Raw genomic sequence first — 19,808 nt, forward strand, 5'->3', positions numbered from 1 at the left:
ATGTAAATGCATGAAAATCAAAAAGGAACGAGGGGGTTAACCAATTCCTCGGTTTTATCCTTACCTTTGTAAATTATATTAGAGTGTTATACCCGAACAACAAAAAGAAAACGATGCAGATACGCAACAATACATTGATAACGGAATGTTCAGCTTATGATTTCAAGGAAATGTTGGGACGTAAGAAAGTGAAGTCATGGCTTAAATCCGTGTCGGCTTTTGCCAATACGGAAGCATCTTCTTTCTTCACTACATTCTATAATCTGAATTGGGGAAAGAACGAAAGAATACCCGTAGAAGAAGTGGCCGAAAGGGTAAACAGTCCCCTCAAAAAGTATCCTGCAAACGAAGAAAGTTCAGTCGAAAAGTTCGGTGTAAATGCGAAAATGTTCGGTGTAAACGACAAAAGTTCGGAGAGAGCACAGATGCCCCTAAAAACATAGGAAAGACAGCACAGAAGATTATCGATTTCGTCATTTCCGTTCCTCCTATGTCAGCCGAAACTATGGCTTACAAGATTGGTATAAGTTCTCGTGCCGTAGAAAAACAAATTGCAAAATTGCGGTCTATGGATATCTTATCTCGTGAAGGTGAGAACTTTGGTGGCTATTGGCGCATTGTCATTAATCCTCAAACTGAAAAATAAGTATATAAGACTGACTTGAAATTCAAAAACACAAGAGGCGTGCAACTTAATGGATTACACGCCTCTTTTTTCTATAAAATCACCTATTGCAACTTACTTCACTTCCTCAAAATCAACGTGATATATCTATCAGCGACTTGCGTACACGTGTTGCAAATATAACGCAAATCTGAAAATAAGCATTCATAAGCAACAACAGCTCTTGCTCACAAAAGTACGATTTTTATTCATAAACAACGAGATGTAAACGCATAAAAATCAAAAGAAAGCGATATTTTTAACAGATTCTTCGGTTTTATCCTTACCTTTGTATTCTATATTGAGTTATTGTATCTGAATAATAAAATCAGTTACATCAATAAGAAAAATAGGAAGAACTCGATTAACAATATAAAACATAGTAAGATGAGAAGATTTGTAACATTCACTGTTGTATTTTTATGTGCAACAATAGGGCTTGCCCAAACGAAACAAAGCGATCAACAAGCCCCCAAAGATTCAGTTTTAAATAGAATTGATAGCCTTGTTCAAATAACGAATGCTTGGTTAGAACAAATAGAACTTGACCATTCTCTGAAACAACGTTATAAATTATATCAGACAGAGAACATATACACCCTACTTCAATTAGATACTAAAACAGGAATGATAGAACAAGTTCAATGGTCTTTAGATTCAGAAAACGAAGGTAGCGTAACTATAAATAATGATGACTTGAATTATGGATTTGGTCATGGCTCTGGAAGTTTTGAACTATATCCCACAAAAAATATGTACCAGTTTATTCTACTGGACAAAACAAGTGGAAGAAAATGGCATGTTCAATGGGGGATGAAAACAAAGGAACGTTGGATTAGAAGAATTTATTAGTATTTTCACAAAAGTGACATCTAAGAGTTATCTATAAAAACAGTAGATGCCTCTAAACAATAAGAAAACGATGCAGATACACAACAATACATTGATAGCAGAATGCTCAGCTTACGATTTCAAGGAAATGTTGGAGCGTAAGAAAGTAAAGTCGTGGCTTAAATCCGTGTCGGCTTTCGCTAATACGGATGGTGGCAGTTTGTTCTATGGAGTGAATGATGACGGCATAATTGTAGGGTTGGAGAATCCACAAGCCGATGCTGATTTTATCAGTGAAATGATAAAGGCAAGACTTGACCCTGTGCCGGAAATTCAACTTATTCCGATAGAACATGAAGAGCATACCCTGCTTGAAGTGAAAGTAAAGGCAGGAACGCTTACACCTTATTACTATTATCAGGATGGGACACGTACCGCATATGTACGAGTTGGCAATGAAAGTGTAGAATGCAACTCCCAACAATTACTTTCGTTGGTATTAAAAGGCACGCACATGACTTGGGATTCACTGCCTACCCAAGTGGATGCCAGCAAACATTCTTTCATCATCCTTGCCAATACTTTCCGTGAGCAAACCCATCAGGAATGGAATGACAAGTATCTGGAATCATTCGGACTGGTAACTCCTGACAGCAAACTGACCAATGCAGGATTGCTGTTTGTGGATAATTGCACAGTATTTCAATCGCGTATTTTCTGCACCCGTTGGACTGGACTATATAAGGATGATGCCATCAGTTCCGTGGAACATCGGGCTAACCTTGTGCTGCTCTTAAAATATGGTATGGATTTCATCAAGAACTATACCATGAGCGGTTGGGTGAAGATGCCTAACTATCGTCTAAACCTACCGGACTATTCAGACCGTGCCATCTTTGAAGGGTTGGTAAACCACCTTATCCATAGAGATTATACTGTGATGGGTGGTGAAGTGCATATTGACATTTACGATGACCGTGTAGAATTAGTATCACCCGGTGCCATGCTCGACGGTACACAGATTCAAGACCGTGACATATACAAAGTGCCGTCCATGCGCCGTAACCCCGTCATTGCGGATGTGTTCACACAGTTGGACTATATGGAGAAACGTGGCTCCGGTTTACGCAAAATGCGGGAGCTTACGGAAAAACTACCCAATTTCCTGCAAGGAAAAGAACCTCAATATCAAACGGAAGCGACTTCTTTCTACACTACTTTCTATAATCTGAACTGGGGTGACAACGGAAGAATACCTGTTGAGGAAGTGGCTAACAGGGTAAACAGTACCCTCGAAAAGTACCTTGAAAACGAAGAAAGTTCGGTGGAAAAGTTCGGTGGAAACAGCAAAAGTTCGGTGAAAACCTTTGGTGATACGCAAGAAAGTTCGGAGAAAGGTTCGGAGATAATCCAAAAAGGTTCGGAGAAAAAGTTCGGAGATTCGAAAAACAAATCTAAAAGCATTGGGAAAACCGCACAAAAGATTATTGATTTCGTCATTTCCGACCCATCAATGTCTGCAGAAGCAATGGCCTATAAAATAGGAATAAGCTCCCGAGCCGTAGAAAAACATATTTCAAAGCTTCGTTCTATGGGAATTTTGTCTCGTGAAGGAGCAGACCATGGTGGCTATTGGCGCATTATTGTTAACCCTCAAACTGAGCAATAAACTTATGGGAACATCTTTCATACCTTTCGGTGCAATAATTGCCGTTTTGATTATCGCCTTTCTGTTTGCCTCTTTGCCACAGGTAAACCATAAAACGCGATACAGAGTGCTTTATGCAATAGCCATTATCATGCTATTAGCTGTTATCCCTATCAGTGAGTATATGGCTGAGAATACAAAAAATTCAAACAGCAATTATCTGCTTGTTCTGATATTCGATGTTGCAGTAGGTTATTTCTGTATGTACATTGCCGCATTGCTGAAATTCAATGTCCTTAAACGAAAAAATCAAGCATTGGAAAATGCCTTGACCGAAAAGCAACAAGAAAATATAGCAATCCTATTGGAACATCAGAACGAGAAGCAACAAGCACTTCAGCAAAGAGAACTTGAATGGTTGGCAGGGAAAATAAAGATGTTTACCGAAGAAGAACAGAAAGCTGTTCTTGCCAGTGCTTGCGCATTTGCAGAACACGGTTTGATAGTCACTCCCTCAATAACCATTCAACTCAAAGCTACATGTAGTCAGCAAGATCTTATGTATTTTGTTTGTTCCGTCTTTTTCAACATGGGCAAGAAGCGTAGTGATATTGTAAGTTTCTTATCTCAGGTTTTTCCGCTTTACTTTCCTGCAGGAGAAAGTGTATTGGCTAAAAAGATGCCGGGATGGGAAAGAGTAAAAGAGAGGAGAGAGAAAGAAATAAAATCATTAGTTCCACATTGAAACCGTACCACTAGCGTTTAGCAACTAATCTAATTTCCCCATTCAAAGCATCCTTTAGGATAGCCTTGATAAACTCTTGAGCGTCAATAGATATATTCATCGTTTTGTTATTTTGTTCATACTCATATTTTATTGCTCTAATTTTCACTAAGCCACAATGGGTATCTATATAGGAATTCTCTAAAGAAAAAATATGGTCTTCATCTGGGCGTAACTGATTTTCTAAATTATCCAATGTATCTATAATTTCTCCTTTCGCATTACAGATGCTTCTGTCTTTAACTTGCAAAGGAATATAAATGGAATGAAGCCATTTCTCTTTTGGAGGAAAGTTTAGACAATCTAATCGTTCTCTATATGCTTGAAGATCTAAACCGTTTTCTTTTGCCCATATATCATCCACCTCAAAAAGACAATGTCTGACTGATACATTTATACAGGTTTTTACTTCTGCAACAATAGCTTCTCCTTGATTGGGTGTTCTCAATTCTTTTAAACTTATACCATAATGGCTGCCAATTTTTTTAGCCCCCTCTTGGTAACCAATCTTTGTAACCATAATTCCAGATACATTATCTAAATCCGATAGCACACCATAAAAATCACGAACTTTACTAATTGGAATAGGCTTGTTATAATTTTTGCATTCAACAGCAACTTTATGTAATACTCCTGCTATTTCATACTCCCAATATACATCTATTTGATGTTTCTGTCCTGATTTACCAAGAATCTTTATATTATGTTTGACTTTTGTACTTTTTACGACATCAGCGTTCACTAATTCTTGATAAATTTCTTGGGTAAATTTCTCATATTCTATGTTAGCATTCATATTTCGCATCAAATTAACTTCATAAATTAACCATATTACATATGTAAAGATACGATTTTTCTTTTTATAGACGCACTTTACGAGTAAATATCTTTTAGTAGATCCATTGGATAACATGAAATAAGTTGTATAAATTGTAGATAATTCTAATACACTTTTTAAGTCAAGAGACAACCACAGTCAACTACAGACAACCATATAATTGAAATATACAACAATATAAAGTCGTTTTTTATCATCATATAATCATATGAACACAATTATAAGATGATAATACAAAAAGAATGATTACCTTTGCATTCAAAAACATATCACAGAACGTATGAGTAAAGACATAAATCGTTTGAAGGTGGTTTTAGCAGAAAAGAAACGCACCAATAAATGGTTAGCAGAACAGTTGGGAAAAGACCCGGGAACTGTTTCAAAATGGTGTACAAATACCATGCAACCGAACTTGGAGACTTTAGTGGAAATCGCAAAAGTCCTTGAAGTGGATACGAAGGATTTATTGTGGTCAATAAAAGATAATAAGTAAAGAGAACAGATATCAATGAGAAAAAAATATAAAGGAATAGATTTGTTTTGTGGCATAGGCGGTTTTCGGCTTGCCATGAACAGTAGTCAGGTAGAGTGTGTATTCTCATCTGATAATGATAAGTTCGCCCAACAAACCTATGAAGCCAATTTTCATGAAGTACCAACAGGAGACATAAAGGCTGTTAATGAAAAAGACATTCCGAGTTTTGACATCTTAACAGCGGGATTCCCATGTCAACCATTTAGTTATGCAGGAGAAAAACAAGGTTTTAATGATGAGGTAAGAGGTACTCTGTTCTTTGATGTATGTCGAATTTTAGAATACCATAAACCACCAATGGTCTTTCTTGAAAACGTAAAAGGTTTGAAATCTCACGATAATGGCAAAACACTCCAGACTGTTTTGGACACTCTAAAGAAGCTTGGTTATTACCCACATTGGACTATTTTGTCTTCTTTAGATTATGGTCTTCCTCAAAAACGAGAAAGATGGTATTGCGTAGCCTTTAGAACCGAAGTCGATTTTGAATGGCCTAAGCCTGTAAAAGGGCATCCCGTATTGCGTGACATTATAGACATGAATGATAGGAATCCATCTTTGGCTATTCCTAAATTTGAATTGGACAGAATAGATTATCATTTTGCAAATGCCAAGCCTGGTGATAGAATCCAACATGACAATTCAAAATATAAGCCAAATACGAAGAAAGGAAAATATGGCGTTTTTTCTTTTCAAAAGGCAGACGGTTCTTTGCGATTTCATGTTGGTGATCCAGCTAAAACACAAATTCAGGAAGCATTCTATTCCTGTCTTGACACATATGCTTCTACAATTATAGCTAATAGGACACCAAAACTATGGGATATCCGCAGAAAGTTGTCTGTACTTGAATCAAAAAGACTTCAAGGCTTCCCTGATGACTTTGTGTTCCCTGTGTCCGATGCACAAGCATACAAACAGTTAGGAAACTCTGTTAGTGTGCCAATTATCGTAACGATAATGAATAATATGATTAAAACTTACGAAAAAACTCTTGAAAAATGAAATTCATAAGTGTAAAATCTGTAGTCGAGGCCTACAAAGGCTTTCAAGATTGTATGACCAATAAGTCTTGGGGATATTTGGCTCTATTGAAAGGATGCAAGAGCAGTATTTGCCCCTCCGTACCTTATGAGGTTAATCTTGACGAAGTATCAAGCTTTCTTGAAAACATCTTCAATCTGAGTCAAGCAAAAAAACGATACAGTAGTGGACGTGTATTGTACGTTGTATTCTCAAATAAATGGGATAAATATTTTAATGATCAAGGAAGACACACTCCCAATATCTATGATGTAGCAATTTGGGCATATAGGAGAAATTCTTTTGAAGACAATATGACAAAGGAAGAAATTCTCCAAAAGTTTGCAGAAGAGTTCAACATCCCATTAAACATTATTTCAAACAGTTTCAACACTCATTCTAAAGAAATTGAGTTTACAGACTCTTTATATTCTGAAACTGTACTCAAAGCAGAATTGAATGCTATTGGCGTCGATGTGTCCAAAGAAAATATTGATGCAAAGAAAGGAAGTGTTGTAGCAGCTCCTGGCGAAATAAGCCGTGGTCCTTTTGTTCAAACATTATATGCAGGATTAGAGATTACAGATTATGTTATTATTTTACAATCAGACTACCTGTCTCTTTATGGTAATGCCATAAAATCTATTAATAGCATAGATCATACTAGCCAAAACAAATATTCTAATTACCGCTCCTACATTACCGCCATCAAGACCAAACCCTTCCTTTTGCTTGCCGGTATATCCGGTACGGGCAAAAGCCGTATTGTCCGTGAATTGGCCCGTGCGTGTTGGGACGAAGATTCCACTGAATATAAAGCTCAGAAACCTAAGAATTTTGAGATGATTCAGGTAAAACCCAATTGGCATGATTCTACAGAACTGATAGGATATGTGAGTCGTGTCAGCGGAAAACCCATATATGTGATTGGCGATTTCTTAAGATTTATCACAAAGGCTTGGGAAAACTTGGATGTACCTCATTTCCTTTGTCTGGATGAAATGAACCTTGCTCCGGTAGAACAATATTTTGCGGAATTCCTTAGTGTGATAGAATCTCGTAAAAGCAATGAAGACGGTACGATTACTACAGACCCTATCCTGAAAAAAAGCACAGAAGATTGGTATCGAGTATTAACGGCCGAACTGACAGGAAACAATGAAGCATTAAGAAACCGCTTTTTGGAAGAAGGTATCACCATTCCACAGAACCTAATCGTAGTGGGCACGGTAAATATGGATGAAACGACTTTCTCATTCTCCCGTAAGGTACTTGACCGTGCCATGACCATAGAAATGAATGAAGTAGATTTGTATGCCGGATTGGACAATAAATATGAACGCATTGGTAAACTGAATAGCGATATGCTTATCGGTATAGCCGTAGAAGGTGTGGATGTATATGTCGACAACGAGGATATTTGCAATAAGGTATTGGCTTATTTGCAAGCAGTGAATGACGTTCTTAATGGCACGCCGTTCAAGGTCGCCTACCGCACGCGGAACGAATTCCTACTTTATGTGGTAAACAATTTACCTTACAATATGGATGAAAACGGAAACGAGTTCAGTGAGGATGAGGTCATAGCAACCGCATTGGATGAGATAACAAGCATGAAAATCTTGTCGCGAATAGAAGGTGATGATACAAAAGTCAAGCATTCACTTCTTGAAAGGATGATTACTACTATCGAAGCGCAGTTGTTAGCATTGACTGGAGAAGATAAGAAAATAGAATCTGTTTCCATAGCCAAGCTGAAAGAGATGCAAGAACGGTTGTCATCCGGCTATACAAGTTTCTGGAGTTAAAAACAATCAGATATTCGCAAAGGACGATGGAACTGCTTACCATAAAGCATCAGGATTTTAAAATGATTGTCGAATGTGCAAAATTCGATGACATTTGGCATAAAGCCAAGAGTAATATTGGAGAAGAATGCTTACACTCCACTTATTCTTGGTCAGAAGGCGTATCATCTGTTATCCTGAGCAACTATATCGGAGAAGAAATTACGATTGAAAACAGCCAACAAGCTCCCGCCATATTTTTCGACAACACCGATTATCCTATTTGGGTGGAATTCAAGGACTATGTGAAAAAGGCTCAGTTTGGTTCTATTCTCCAAAGTGAAAATGAAAAATTCACTTTTCGCAGACAGATATTGGCAGGTTTCTTGAATTATGGCAATGAAGTCGGACGCAGTGAAATACAACTCATATACCAAGTGGGAGCAGAAACCCGCAGTTTTGTCTTCTCTTTTGAGGTGTTGAGTACAAAACTCAACTATCACGAGCATTGGAAAGCCATTATAGAGGATATTGAACAAGAGTACAGAATGCTTTCGCTCGACTATATGCGAAGAACCTTTCATGGCTTTTCGCCCGATGCAAGCGGAGAGACCCCGGAAATAATCTGGTGGAGCGTATTTGCCAATGAGCAAAAGAAATTCATCAAGGCCTGCAAAAACATTATTGACCGCCCAAGACATCGTTTACACGGAAAAGAGACTTACAAACGTGCCGATAAGCTGACATTTGTTCCCTCTTGCATAGAAAACGAACTGGCGGAACATCGGGCAGACTGTTCGCATCTATATCGTGTGGAAGAACGTGTGTGGACAAATGATACAAAGGAAAATAGATTCTTGAAATTTGCGCTTGGACAGATTACCGATAGATACGAGATCCTGAAGAAGCGTATAGAAGCGATAAAGAATGCCTCGGATGTGATGAAAGAGGATATGCAAGCCACATTGGCAACGCTAAAACACTTGCAACGAAATCCATTCTTCCGTACCGTAGGAAATTACAAGGGGATGAATCAAGAAAGTCTGGTTTTACAAAAAGCTACCGGATATAGTCAGATATATCGCACATGGAGTCTGCTTCACCGCTCTTATTCTCTGAATGATGGCATATACCGTTTACAAACCAAAGACATTGCAACACTGTATGAAATATGGTGTTTCATAGAAGTAAGCCATATAGTGAAAGAAAAACTGCATTTGTCTGATGAAGATATAGACCACAGGAATCGCATGGAAATGAACGGACTATTTACATGGGATTTGGGTAAAGGTGAACATTCACGCATACTTTTCAAGAAAGACGATATAGAATTGGCAGAACTTGTTTATAATCCAAAGAGTACGGAGCGAGAAAACTTATCGGCAGGTATAAAAGATTGGACTGTGCCAACTGTCCCCCAAAAGCCGGACATTGTGTTGCAACTTACCAAGAACGATTTGCAAGAAGGAATGAAAATGACTTACCTGTTTGATGCGAAATATCGTATTGACGGGAAAGACAAAAACGGTGTGGACGTTCCACCGGAAGATGCTATCAACCAGATGCACAGATATCGCGATGCCATCTATTACAAAGATTATCAGTCGGATGCCTTGAAGAAGGAAGTAATTGGCGGCTACATCCTGTTTCCCGGTGATGGCGAACCGGCTGTAGTGGCAGAATCCAAGTTTCGCAAGACTATAGACGAAGTAAACATTGGAGCTTTCCCGCTTCGCCCCAAAGACACGCATAACAGGCAGTTACTGGAACGATTCATAGAAGAGCTTATTCTAACCAAATCGTATGAGACCATATCAAAGGTAATACCGCAAAAAGGTGCATTATTGCAAGTGCCCAATCGCCTCCTTATCGGTTTAGTAGGAAACAGTTCACGACCGGGATACACACAAAGTTTCCTTGATGGCAATGCCACCTTATACCATACAGGACCTAAGTTCCCCACGACCATTTCATTGCATGACCTTCATTACTTTATACCTTATATAAAGAGTAAGGGAGTTCGTGATATATATGAAATTGTCCGTGTAAGGACTATTACAGGAAAGGAAGCAAAGCAAACAGAAGGAGAAGATGCTACAGACGACATGCGATTAGCGTTTGAGTTGCGTTTCAGCCGGAAGCTGTTTGACGATTATCGACCGATAGATACTCATAAGATGATTAGCTATACATTTATTGACACGACATTTGATGAAATAGAAAAGTGGGTAGTAATTGATAAATTCTAAAATGTACATTCACCATACTATTACCAGACCATGATTACATCAGATAAATTTTATTTCAAAAGGTCGTATATTCAACAAACCTTTAAATTCTAGACAAAATGAGAAATTGTGACAAATTACATTTGTGCGATCATTTAGTATTAAATGAAGGCGCTTATTTCTATAAAAAAAACGAACTTGAAGTAGGAAAGGATAGAATTCAAGAGGTATTTAATTCTGTATTGACTGAGATCGAATACGAACTATTTACAAAGATTTGTCGTAAGAGAGAAATAGTGAATGTACCCAACAAACAGGAAATCTATTATTCTTTGCTTGTTTTCAAATTCGCAACTTACCCCTCTTTTTTAGATTTTGAAGAAGAAAATTTTCCAAAAAAATTAATGGAAAACAGATTAGCATATTTGCTTATTGTGGAAATAAACGATTATATTATTCTAGTCAAAAAAAACATATCACGTATTAGCTCTTTCATTAATAGCCTAACTTCCATACCAACTGATACTTTAGCTGGTGTACTGGTTGACGATGATACTGTTTTTCAGCAAATGAAATTAAGCAATATGAATATGAACGAGAATGCCATGCGCAACAAATCTTATGAAGCCAACAGTTTGGAAAACACGATGCCAATGTTTGGCTCTAATCATACAGTTGTTAATACAGCACGATTTGCCAATACTAATGGCTTATGTACTGTAAACATAAACACCTCACGATTGACAAAATTTGGAACTAAGAAAAACTTAATAGAGTTATTGGAGTGGATGAATGTTTTAATTACAAAAATTGATTCATATATTCCACAAGAATCATTCTTTTCACGTTTTGCCAAACCACAATCATGGAAAAAACAGCAAGATAAATTAGAACCGGTATCATTACTTATAGATATATTTAAACTTAATTCTTATATTCAGGAACTTCACTGTACGGATGTTTTTTTGAAAAAGGAAGGCGAAGAAGAATATTTTGCAAAAACAAACATCTTTGCAAAATACATAATTTCTGGTATGAAGTGTCTTACTTTAGATGAGAAAGAAAAAGATATTTATAGGAAAAAGGGCAAACGTAATATTGGTGTAAAAAAGATGAAATCAGGCTTGAAGATTGTGGCATGTGGTAATTTATTTGATTCTTTGTATTTTTGTGAAGACGATGGGACATACGTGAAAATTATTGATTTGATGAACAACTTGGGATGTTTTTCTGTCGGTTTTTCGAATTATTCATACATATATATGGGCAAAAGGCTTTATATGAATGTAGGCATACAAAAAGATTTTGAATCGATTCTTTCTATTTTATATCCGATGAATGAGATTGCTGCTGTCACAAGCGAAAAGGGTGATGGATATGACGCAACAAGTACAGATTTTAAAATAGGCTCAATGTTTAATGTTGTAGAAAAGAAAATATTTAATGATGCGGATTTCTTATTGTGCGATGATTTGGGTAACGAATGGGCAGACCATATAGCCATCAGAGAAAATTCAATGTCTTACATTCATTCTAAATGCAATGATGGAAGCGCAACTCTTTCTGCATCCAAGTTTCAAGAAGTAATCGGTCAAGCTATAAAAAACATAGGCAATATGAATCCCGATGACAATACCATTCAAGAGAAAATGAAAGGAATGAATGGAAAATGGAATGGAACCAATATAAATAAATGTAGAATAGGAATGCCGGCAGATTATGAAAGGTTGTATAAAAAATTGAGATATAATCCCAATAAAGTACAGGAAATCTGCCTTGCTGTAAATTATCTATCTAAATCTGCACTAGCCGAGGCTTTTGATAAAATAAAGAATAATCAGCCGCTAAAACAGAAAAATAATGTTGTGCAGCTTGTTTGGTTATTGAGCGGATTTATTTCTACTTGCAAAGAAGCAGATTTAAATTGCCGTATTTTTTGTAAAGACTAGGAAATTACCAAAACTTTAATGATTTTATAAGTTGTAGAAGCCATACCAGCCAAGAGGCAAAGACTAAAGTGTTAATAGATAATACTATTTTAGATGGATAAACTAACAAAAGAACAACGTCATCGTTGTATGTCCGCTATAAAAGGAAAGAATACAAAACCTGAATTATTGGTTCGGAAATTCCTTTTTAGCCGTGGCTTCCGCTATCGGCTCAATCATCCACGCCTTCCCGGTCATCCCGATATAGTACTTCGTAAATATCGAACTGTCATTTTTGTAAATGGTTGTTTTTGGCATGGTCATGAAAAATGCAAATACTTTCGTCCGTCTAAAACCAACATTGATTTTTGGCAAAAGAAAATAGAACGAAACAAAGAACGTGATAAAAAAGAGCAATGCCAACTTGCTGCTATGGGCTGGCATTGCATCACGATTTGGGAATGTCAACTAAAGCCTAAAGTCCGCATGGAAACACTTGATTCTTTAGCGTATACATTAAATCACATTTTCCTTGAAGATAGAAAAATTAGAACTTACCAAATAGCGGAAACTAACGATAGTCTTATGGTTGCAGAACCAGAAACTCCATATGGAAAAACACCCTAATGATATATGCCCCATAGAATGTTCATCGTTCTTTATTAACCTTAGATTGTGAATGATCCGCTTCCATCAAATGCTGATACTGATGCTGTTCTTTCACCGCCCGATACATCGAATAATGTGCAAAGGATTCTTCCTTATATTTCATACTACTAATAGAAGCAGCAACAGTCCACATTAGAATAACGACAACGAAGGCCACAACATATCGTAGCTTAATATGATATCCATGTATAAACATCCCATTGATATTGGGTGGAATAACCGTTACTGGATTTTTCAATTCATTGATTCTCGCAAGTATCTCGTCCTGCCGCTTTAATATGCAATCGGTATTTGCTTCAATAGTCATACGATTGAGATTGTAATCGCAAACGTGTCTATAAAGATATTCAAGAAATTTAGACTTCTGCTTGAATAGTTCAATAAGCTTCGGAAACCATAGCGAAAATGGCAATGTATCAGGTTGCTGCTTCCAGATATGTTTCTTCACCACTGATAACGCATCATTCCAACAGGAACAGAAACTTTTGGCGACTCCATTATAAATGGTCTTTTCGTCAAAGTCCATTTTTACAGATTGCTTTGGTTTAGGAACTGTAGTATTCTGTTTTTCAATACACTCTTTTAGCTCGTTGATACTTTGGCGCAAATTCGCGAGATTTGCTGCTACTACATCTTCTTTCATTATCTTCTACGTTTTGAGGGTTTATAAAAAGGTTCGTTTCTTTGGTTATCCTTGTCTTTGTCGTCTCGCCATCCTTGTTCATTATTTGTTCCTCCAGCTCCAACGGAAGTTATGGCTTGATGAGGTTGAACAATCAGCTCCGTTGCCACATTGCCCAACGTAACGCAAAGGCTGCTAAAACTCAAATCACGGTCAAGTTTAGAACCGGCTATGCTATATTCATCTTGACAAAATGATATACCACGAATTTTATCAGAGTTATCTGCACTATTAAAACGCATATCTATACCTTGACCTTTGAGAATGTCCAAAAAGTCATGCCATGAGCGAGATGCCGCCAACGCATCAAGAGTTGAGGAACGAAGATTATACTTCCGTAATTGATGAGGGCGCAAACGGCTCTTATTTCTCGCTTTGCTGTTTTTAGGAGCAAAGTAAAGTTTATACTCTTTGGTTAAAGCACGACAGACTTTTGCATTTCGTATCCGTTCGTTGCTATCAGAAATGAGATTACCGTCATTGTCTATCCGATTGAACACCAAATGACAATGAGGATGTTTCGTGTCGTGATGTCGGGCTATGATATATTGAGTATTGCGAATCCCCATCTGCTCCATCCATTTCTTGGCTATCTCCACCATCAGCGCATCTCCTTCTTCGTTATCGAGGAAACGGCTAATGTCTTGCGAAGAAAAAGCAAGTGATACGTGTTTCACCGGACTTTTTACTTTCGGGCGTATGGACGCTTGTATCTGAAACGAATCAGCTATGGTTTTATTGCTGATGGCACAGACACCTTCATGTGCTAAAAGTGTGGCACATTTCTTCTTGTTCTTCTGGTCATTGGCGTAATTCACTATTCCTCCGAAATCTGCTCTTGTTTTAATCTTTGCTATCATGATTGTTATTCTTTACTTGGGTGATAATTCTACTGACTTCTGATATGATTGAAAAGCATTGTTGCTTGACTGCTTCCAAACCATAAGTGTGCATCTGATGGGCTATCTGATTGACATTATTGGCGATTCCGGAAAGGTCACGGATTGCCGATGCCATTTCAGGACTGATGCGTTGACAGACTTGACAATCCATTGCTGCCTGATGGCAAAATTCATTGACAGACAAGCCTGCCTGCTCCGCTTTGGATTGGATATAAATGTAGTCGTTCTCGGTAAACATAACCCGGAAACATTTCGTGCGTTTCTGGTAACTCGCCAACTTAGGGCGACCACCAAGTTTCTTTTCCTTCATACTTATCTTAACTTTGATGTTCATAAATTGATTTTTTGAGAGTGGCAGTTCTATCCGCTTGCCGCATAGGTTTTAGTGACACTAAAACACAAACTTGCCACTCAAAAAATCTTCCTATATTTCCCTTGTTCTATTCGGCTTAGTTTTTCATCTTTGATAAAGGCTTCTATCCACTTGTTTGCCGTACTTCCATTTTCGCCCAAAGATGAAACCAGTGTATCATAATCCTTCTTTGTGAAAGTATCGGGTAACATATTATAAAGGATGTTCCTTCGTGCATAAACGCCTGTCTCTTGCGAAACGGTATTGAATCGTTTAAACTGATTTCCTGACAAATTCTGATAAATGAATACGGCATGATAAAGCAGGGTGTCGCAAATACTCATGGCTATGGAATAGTCAAACTCATGGCAAACCAATTGTACAGTCTCGTCAGAAGAAGATTTGTGAATCACATTATCCAAATGTCGGACAGCGGTCAACACCATCATTATACGATAAGCAATCAGTCCCATCCGTCTGACTACTCCTTGCATCTTGTTATCCACTTCGTCACAACATTCCTCATTCACACGACTGAGATATTCAATAAACTGTTCCTGCAAATCAGAGGGAAGAGAAAAGGAATAATTACCCTGCCGTACAAATTCCTCATGCAAATGACAGAATTTATCTCCCAACAGTTTGAACATGGCATTCTTGGATTGGGAAATGTCGCTTGTGGCAAACACATTTCTTATACCTCGTTTGAAGCGGATAATATAGAAACAAAAGCGACTCATCAATCCGTTCTCCGCATCAGGTATCAATCGTCGTACTTGTTCTGGAGTTCCAGCCAAAGCTACCGAAACTCTCGGATTAGCTACTTCGCAATACTCCCTGTCTTTGCGCCGACTCAAACTTACCAACTCATGGTGAAATGCCTTTCGCAACACATCGGAATAGTTACCATAGTCAGACTTCAAAGTCTGGCTTAACGTGTCACCCTCCGATTCAAATAACAATCCGATTCCGTCATTATCTCCCAATATCTTCAGGAAAGAACTTGCGCTGCTATTGGCAGGAATGACAAGCATTCGCATGGGCGGTTCGGCAGGCATAGACAGTCTGCTATCTTTCTTGCCTTTGATATAAGTATTCATCGCTTCTTTGTATTCCTGTTCCAATCGTTTGGAAAGTTCATGCAAATTACGGTTGATGGGAGCTACAAGCTCTCGGCACAAGGCCAATGCTCCTTTTCCCATACCGGCATCTGCCACCACGAACAGATATAGATTCGGATAAACAATACGTTCATCGTACACGCCACAAACATTATGAAAGCAGACCGACAAACACACAATAGCCCCAATCAGTATCGTATCACGGTCATCTACTGAAATGGAATTATTGACAACCTCATTTAGAAAAGGAGGAAGATGCTCAAACACACATTCAGGAAATACAGGAAGTTCTTCTTCTGATTTTATCCATTTACCCGTTTTACCATTTTGGATATTTGGTAAAATGGATAAATACTCTTTACTGAACGGAGCCAATGAGATTCCGGCTTGATTTGCCAAATGGAAGAAAGAACGGATAGTAATGCCTTGCCCTTTGGAGTGCAGACAATACGTATATTGTTTATCCGTTTCTTCCCTTTGATAGGTAGGGTAAAACCTGCTGATGCGGTGGTAATACTCCCGCCCGTTCTCTCCCAATCCATCTACAAGCGCAAAACCCAACTCCACCCAATCTTTATAATGAGGAGCTATATCAATGGCACACTGTTCTATCTCCCGAACAACACTTTCCACATCATCCTCCACCTTATTATATATAGGGGCAATACGTGGCGTATGTATTTGCTGTATTTCAGAAGGGACATTTTCCCAATCTTGGGCGGAAAATATTTTCTTCGACATCATCTTTGTATTTATGGTTAATATATGCTTGTGGGTCGTAAGGTAAGAAGCATGAACGAGCCACATCACTGCCAGACATATCCACTAATGGCAAACCTGTCGCTTTGATGTAGTTGGCAACAGCCTTGAAGTACCGGGAATGTTCCCAGCCTTTCAAGTCAACAGGTATTATCCACTTCAATCCATTACCGGATGGACTGACAAATAACAGTTCTGTATCAAAATACTCATGGTTGAGTAGTTGCTGTTTTAACTCCCCTATGTTATCCACATGATCGAAATCCAAACACATCAATCCTGAGTGCATAATCAGTTCCTTCTCATTACGCTTGCGGAATAATCCCGAAAAGGTACAATAGTCAAAATGAGTGGCTTTGTATCTTTTAGCTTCGGAAGAAGACATCATCAAACGCAGGGCTTCAGTTTGTGGTTGGGCATAATGCCCGATGATATAACGATACACATCCACAATACCTACCGCCCTTATCGGTTCGATGTTTTGAATGGGCTTGCGAAAGAATGAAAAACAATAGTCTGTCGTCTCCATCATCTGATAATCTTTTTAGATTCGACAAATCGTTTGGCTTCTTCCATTAAATCATCTTGTGTCTTATGCGATTTGTTCTTCAACCAATCGTCAATCTCAGATTGCAGAAAAGCCAACGCTTTATTTATTTTATGTACGGGAATCTGTTTGGTTGATACCCATCCATAAACCGTTTGCTTGGCTGGATGCGATGGCAGATAAGCGCAAAGCTCGTCTATATCCATCCACTTGGGTGAATTACTTGCTTGCTTATGCTGCAAGGCATTTACTTTGGTTTGTAGTGCTTCTACAGACTCAATCAGGTAGGACAACGCATTTGGCATCTCCTCCAACGAATTTACTTTATAAGCCATTTTCTTCGTATTTAAGTTGATGCCGCAAAAGTATAGGGATGCTTATAGGTGCTAAATAGGTGCTTGACCGCCACCAATCAACCGCTCATTTACCACTAACAGATTTAAGTTTCATTAATACGAGAATTTATTGGAAGACATAATAAAAGGGGAATAAACCACTATTGGGACCAACACATTCCTTATCGAAAGCTTCAATCTACAAAATACCCCTCAAAAAGCCGATGCTTCATGAGGGGTAAACGGTGGTAAGTATATGATTGGAATTACATAAGTCATTGGTGCTCAATGGTGGATACAACCACCACAATCTATAAATCCAAATTTTCTATATGCAGTGTATTGGCGGCTTTCTCTTTTTGTTCGTTTACGATGTGCGTATAAATCTGCGTGGTTTTGACGTTTGTATGTCCCATCAAAGACTTGATGGTGTATATGTCAACGCCATTTTCCAGCAACAGCGAAGCATAGCTATGACGTCCACAATGGAAGGTGATGTGCTTCTTGATACCGGATGCTTCTATCCAGACTTTCAACGGACGAGAAATCCAAGAGGCATCAGTCAATCCTTCAAAAACAAGTGCTTCATCATCGTCTGGACGTATGCCGCATAGTTGAAGTGCTTGTTGAATGACAGGCTTGTAATCGGGCCTTTTTGTCTTTTGCTGAATTACGACTGCTTGCCATGTGCCCTTGCTTGTTTGCTGAATTTGTTTCCATTTCAAAGTTTGAATATCACTATGCCGCAATCCAGTGAGAATAGAGAACAAGAACGCACGTTTCAAAACATCATCCTTGCAAGGAGTATCAACCAACATTTGCACTTCATCCATGGTAAGCGCAACGCGAGGTTTCTCAATGTTTGTTATTCCCTTTACTTTCGCGCTTATATCAACGGTCAGGTATTCATCAATGAACGCCTGTTTCAGTCCAGCTTTAAGTATGGAAAAATAGGTTGATGCCGTGTTTTGTGAGATAGTACCTTTCTTATTCCCTCCCATTGGAGCACGGAGAAGGAACATCTTTATATCTTCAAGCAGTTTAACGGAAATCGCCTTGAATGGAATTGGTTGCCCTTGTGAATACATTTTCAATAATTCACCTACACGCCTCCAGTTGACTATAATCGAATCGGAACTATTGGGATGACGTGTGCTTATAATACGATTGAAATACTTGATAAAATCCTGTTCGCTCCGCTCATTCTGTGCAGCGATTTCGTTTTCCTTATCAGTGTATAGGATGGCACTATCGTATTCATGCTGCCGTAACTTCCGCACATTGTCGGCATAGATGCAAGCCTCTTGGTCTATCGTTGAACGGCATTGGATAATTCCATTCAAATCACGTTTAGGCTTATAGTTGAATGTTCCATCCGGCAAGATTCGTGCTATGGATGACTTATCCCAAATGGGTGTGGATATAGTTCTGTTGATAGATTCCACCACACGGCTTGCTCGTTTAGAACCTCGCTTATACACTGGGTATGACTCTATAATCAGATACCACTCTTCTTTATAATTCGACCTTCTGAGTTTGACGGTCACTTTGGTATTGGGTAATGCTTTCTTCATAACGACTTATACAATTTATCAATTTCAGATTTGGGAACATAAACATAGTTACCGATTTGGCGTGTAGGAATAGAATGACGGCGTATGTGCTTAAACACACTGCTGTCATTGATATGGAACTTCTTTGCGATCTCTCCGATGGTGTAACAATCTTTGGGTTCAAAGGACAATGCCTCCTTTTTTCTCTTTCTACTCCCTGCCTTTGTTTTGAAGTGTTCATCCATATACTGCCGACTAAGGCGTATCAGACGCTGACCAAAATTGTATGACGGTATCAAGCCTTGCCGTATCATACGATAAAGAACGTCTTTACTAATTCCGTAAATCAGCATAGCTTCCTTTACGGTTAGATACCCCTTACTGGATGGTATTCGTCTAATCAGTGCTTGGCGTATCGCTTCTTTCTCTTTTGCGATTTGTCTTTTCTTATACGCCCTCTTGGAACAAGCAGGGCAACAATACTTCGACACTAATGTCGGAGGAGTAAAGATTTTACCGCACTCCTCGCAACTTCTTTGAATGATGTAATTTCCTCTTGGCATATTCTTCTCGTTTTAAATGGTTTATATCAATTTAAGTTGTACCTTATCGCCAAATAAGA

Annotated in this window: 18 protein-coding genes and 1 pseudogene; 10 read left to right on the plus strand and 9 right to left on the minus strand. The window is 38.4% G+C overall.

Annotated elements, in window-relative coordinates:
• Positions 1-107 precede the first annotated feature (107 nt).
• The 4 genes and pseudogenes from DXD65_RS11925 to DXD65_RS11940 all read left to right on the plus strand — a co-directional run.
• A pseudogene (locus tag DXD65_RS11925) lies at positions 108-646 on the plus strand (transcriptional regulator); the annotation flags it as partial.
• A 405-nt stretch (positions 647-1,051) separates the two neighbouring features.
• Complete coding sequence (locus DXD65_RS11930) at positions 1,052-1,516, plus strand: hypothetical protein (RefSeq protein ID WP_032570077.1); 465 nt, start codon at positions 1,052-1,054, stop codon at positions 1,514-1,516.
• 70 nt (positions 1,517-1,586) lie between these two features.
• Positions 1,587-3,164, plus strand: a complete 1,578-nt coding sequence (locus DXD65_RS11935; protein ID WP_032592789.1) for an ATP-binding protein — start codon at positions 1,587-1,589, stop codon at positions 3,162-3,164.
• Positions 3,165-3,168: 4 nt separating this feature from the next.
• Positions 3,169-3,888 carry a hypothetical protein gene (locus DXD65_RS11940; RefSeq protein ID WP_117887691.1) on the plus strand — a complete coding sequence of 240 codons (720 nt, stop codon included), beginning with the start codon at positions 3,169-3,171 and terminating at the stop codon, positions 3,886-3,888.
• Between the two features lie 10 nt (positions 3,889-3,898).
• Here the strand turns inward: DXD65_RS11940 and DXD65_RS11945 are convergent, their stop codons facing one another.
• The gene (locus DXD65_RS11945) at positions 3,899-4,723 is read right to left on the minus strand and encodes a restriction endonuclease (protein ID WP_032570107.1); all 825 of its coding nucleotides are present in this window, start codon (positions 4,721-4,723) and stop codon (positions 3,899-3,901) included.
• A gap of 322 nt (positions 4,724-5,045) precedes the next feature.
• Here DXD65_RS11945 and DXD65_RS11950 point away from each other — a divergent pair, with 322 nt between their 5' ends.
• The 6 genes from DXD65_RS11950 to DXD65_RS11975 all read left to right on the plus strand — a co-directional run bounded on the left by DXD65_RS11950 (position 5,046) and on the right by DXD65_RS11975 (position 12,893).
• Complete coding sequence (locus DXD65_RS11950) at positions 5,046-5,258, plus strand: helix-turn-helix transcriptional regulator (protein ID WP_005816358.1); 213 nt, start codon at positions 5,046-5,048, stop codon at positions 5,256-5,258.
• 15 nt (positions 5,259-5,273) lie between these two features.
• Positions 5,274-6,305, plus strand: coding sequence for a DNA cytosine methyltransferase (locus tag DXD65_RS11955; protein ID WP_005816356.1), 1,032 nt, complete (start codon positions 5,274-5,276; stop codon positions 6,303-6,305).
• Entirely contained in the window at positions 6,302-8,131 is a 1,830-nt protein-coding gene (locus DXD65_RS11960) for an McrB family protein (protein WP_032570075.1), read from the plus strand. Before DXD65_RS11955 ends, DXD65_RS11960 begins: the two co-directional genes overlap by 4 nt.
• Before the next feature lie 26 nt (positions 8,132-8,157).
• Positions 8,158-10,359 carry a DUF2357 domain-containing protein gene (locus DXD65_RS11965; RefSeq protein ID WP_032570074.1) on the plus strand — a complete coding sequence of 734 codons (2,202 nt, stop codon included), beginning with the start codon at positions 8,158-8,160 and terminating at the stop codon, positions 10,357-10,359.
• A 98-nt stretch (positions 10,360-10,457) separates the two neighbouring features.
• Positions 10,458-12,287, plus strand: coding sequence for a hypothetical protein (locus DXD65_RS11970; protein WP_032570073.1), 1,830 nt, complete (start codon positions 10,458-10,460; stop codon positions 12,285-12,287).
• A 93-nt stretch (positions 12,288-12,380) separates the two neighbouring features.
• Positions 12,381-12,893: a very short patch repair endonuclease gene (locus DXD65_RS11975; protein ID WP_032570072.1), complete on the plus strand. Its 513-nt coding sequence runs from the start codon at positions 12,381-12,383 to the stop codon at positions 12,891-12,893.
• A gap of 22 nt (positions 12,894-12,915) precedes the next feature.
• Here the strand turns inward: DXD65_RS11975 and DXD65_RS11980 are convergent, their stop codons facing one another.
• The 8 genes from DXD65_RS11980 to DXD65_RS12015 all read right to left on the minus strand — a co-directional run bounded on the left by DXD65_RS11980 (position 12,916) and on the right by DXD65_RS12015 (position 19,749).
• The gene (locus tag DXD65_RS11980; RefSeq protein ID WP_032570071.1) at positions 12,916-13,578 is read right to left on the minus strand and encodes a hypothetical protein; all 663 of its coding nucleotides are present in this window, start codon (positions 13,576-13,578) and stop codon (positions 12,916-12,918) included.
• Entirely contained in the window at positions 13,578-14,477 is a 900-nt protein-coding gene (locus tag DXD65_RS11985) for a relaxase/mobilization nuclease domain-containing protein (RefSeq protein WP_032572205.1), read from the minus strand. Before DXD65_RS11985 ends, DXD65_RS11980 begins: the two co-directional genes overlap by 1 nt.
• Positions 14,461-14,829: a MobC family plasmid mobilization relaxosome protein gene (locus tag DXD65_RS11990; protein ID WP_032570105.1), complete on the minus strand. Its 369-nt coding sequence runs from the start codon at positions 14,827-14,829 to the stop codon at positions 14,461-14,463. The genes DXD65_RS11985 and DXD65_RS11990 overlap by 17 nt, the downstream gene beginning before the upstream one ends.
• Positions 14,830-14,930: 101 nt before the next feature.
• The gene (locus tag DXD65_RS11995; RefSeq protein WP_117887669.1) at positions 14,931-16,733 is read right to left on the minus strand and encodes a DUF3987 domain-containing protein; all 1,803 of its coding nucleotides are present in this window, start codon (positions 16,731-16,733) and stop codon (positions 14,931-14,933) included.
• The gene (locus DXD65_RS12000; RefSeq protein ID WP_032570066.1) at positions 16,684-17,283 is read right to left on the minus strand and encodes a BT4734/BF3469 family protein; all 600 of its coding nucleotides are present in this window, start codon (positions 17,281-17,283) and stop codon (positions 16,684-16,686) included. The genes DXD65_RS11995 and DXD65_RS12000 overlap by 50 nt, the downstream gene beginning before the upstream one ends.
• Positions 17,280-17,633, minus strand: coding sequence for a methylation-associated defense system helix-turn-helix domain-containing protein MAD1 (gene mads1, locus DXD65_RS12005; protein ID WP_032570065.1), 354 nt, complete (start codon positions 17,631-17,633; stop codon positions 17,280-17,282). Before mads1 ends, DXD65_RS12000 begins: the two co-directional genes overlap by 4 nt.
• A 311-nt stretch (positions 17,634-17,944) precedes the next feature.
• Positions 17,945-19,207 carry a site-specific integrase gene (locus tag DXD65_RS12010; RefSeq protein ID WP_117740244.1) on the minus strand — a complete coding sequence of 421 codons (1,263 nt, stop codon included), beginning with the start codon at positions 19,205-19,207 and terminating at the stop codon, positions 17,945-17,947.
• A complete protein-coding gene (locus tag DXD65_RS12015; RefSeq protein ID WP_117740245.1) occupies positions 19,204-19,749 on the minus strand; it encodes a helix-turn-helix domain-containing protein in 546 nt (181 codons plus the stop codon). Before DXD65_RS12015 ends, DXD65_RS12010 begins: the two co-directional genes overlap by 4 nt.
• Positions 19,750-19,808: the final 59 nt, after the last annotated feature.

This window comes from Bacteroides sp. 4_1_36 (assembly GCF_003466325.1).
GTDB classification, from domain to species: Bacteria; Bacteroidota; Bacteroidia; order Bacteroidales; family Bacteroidaceae; genus Bacteroides; species Bacteroides uniformis.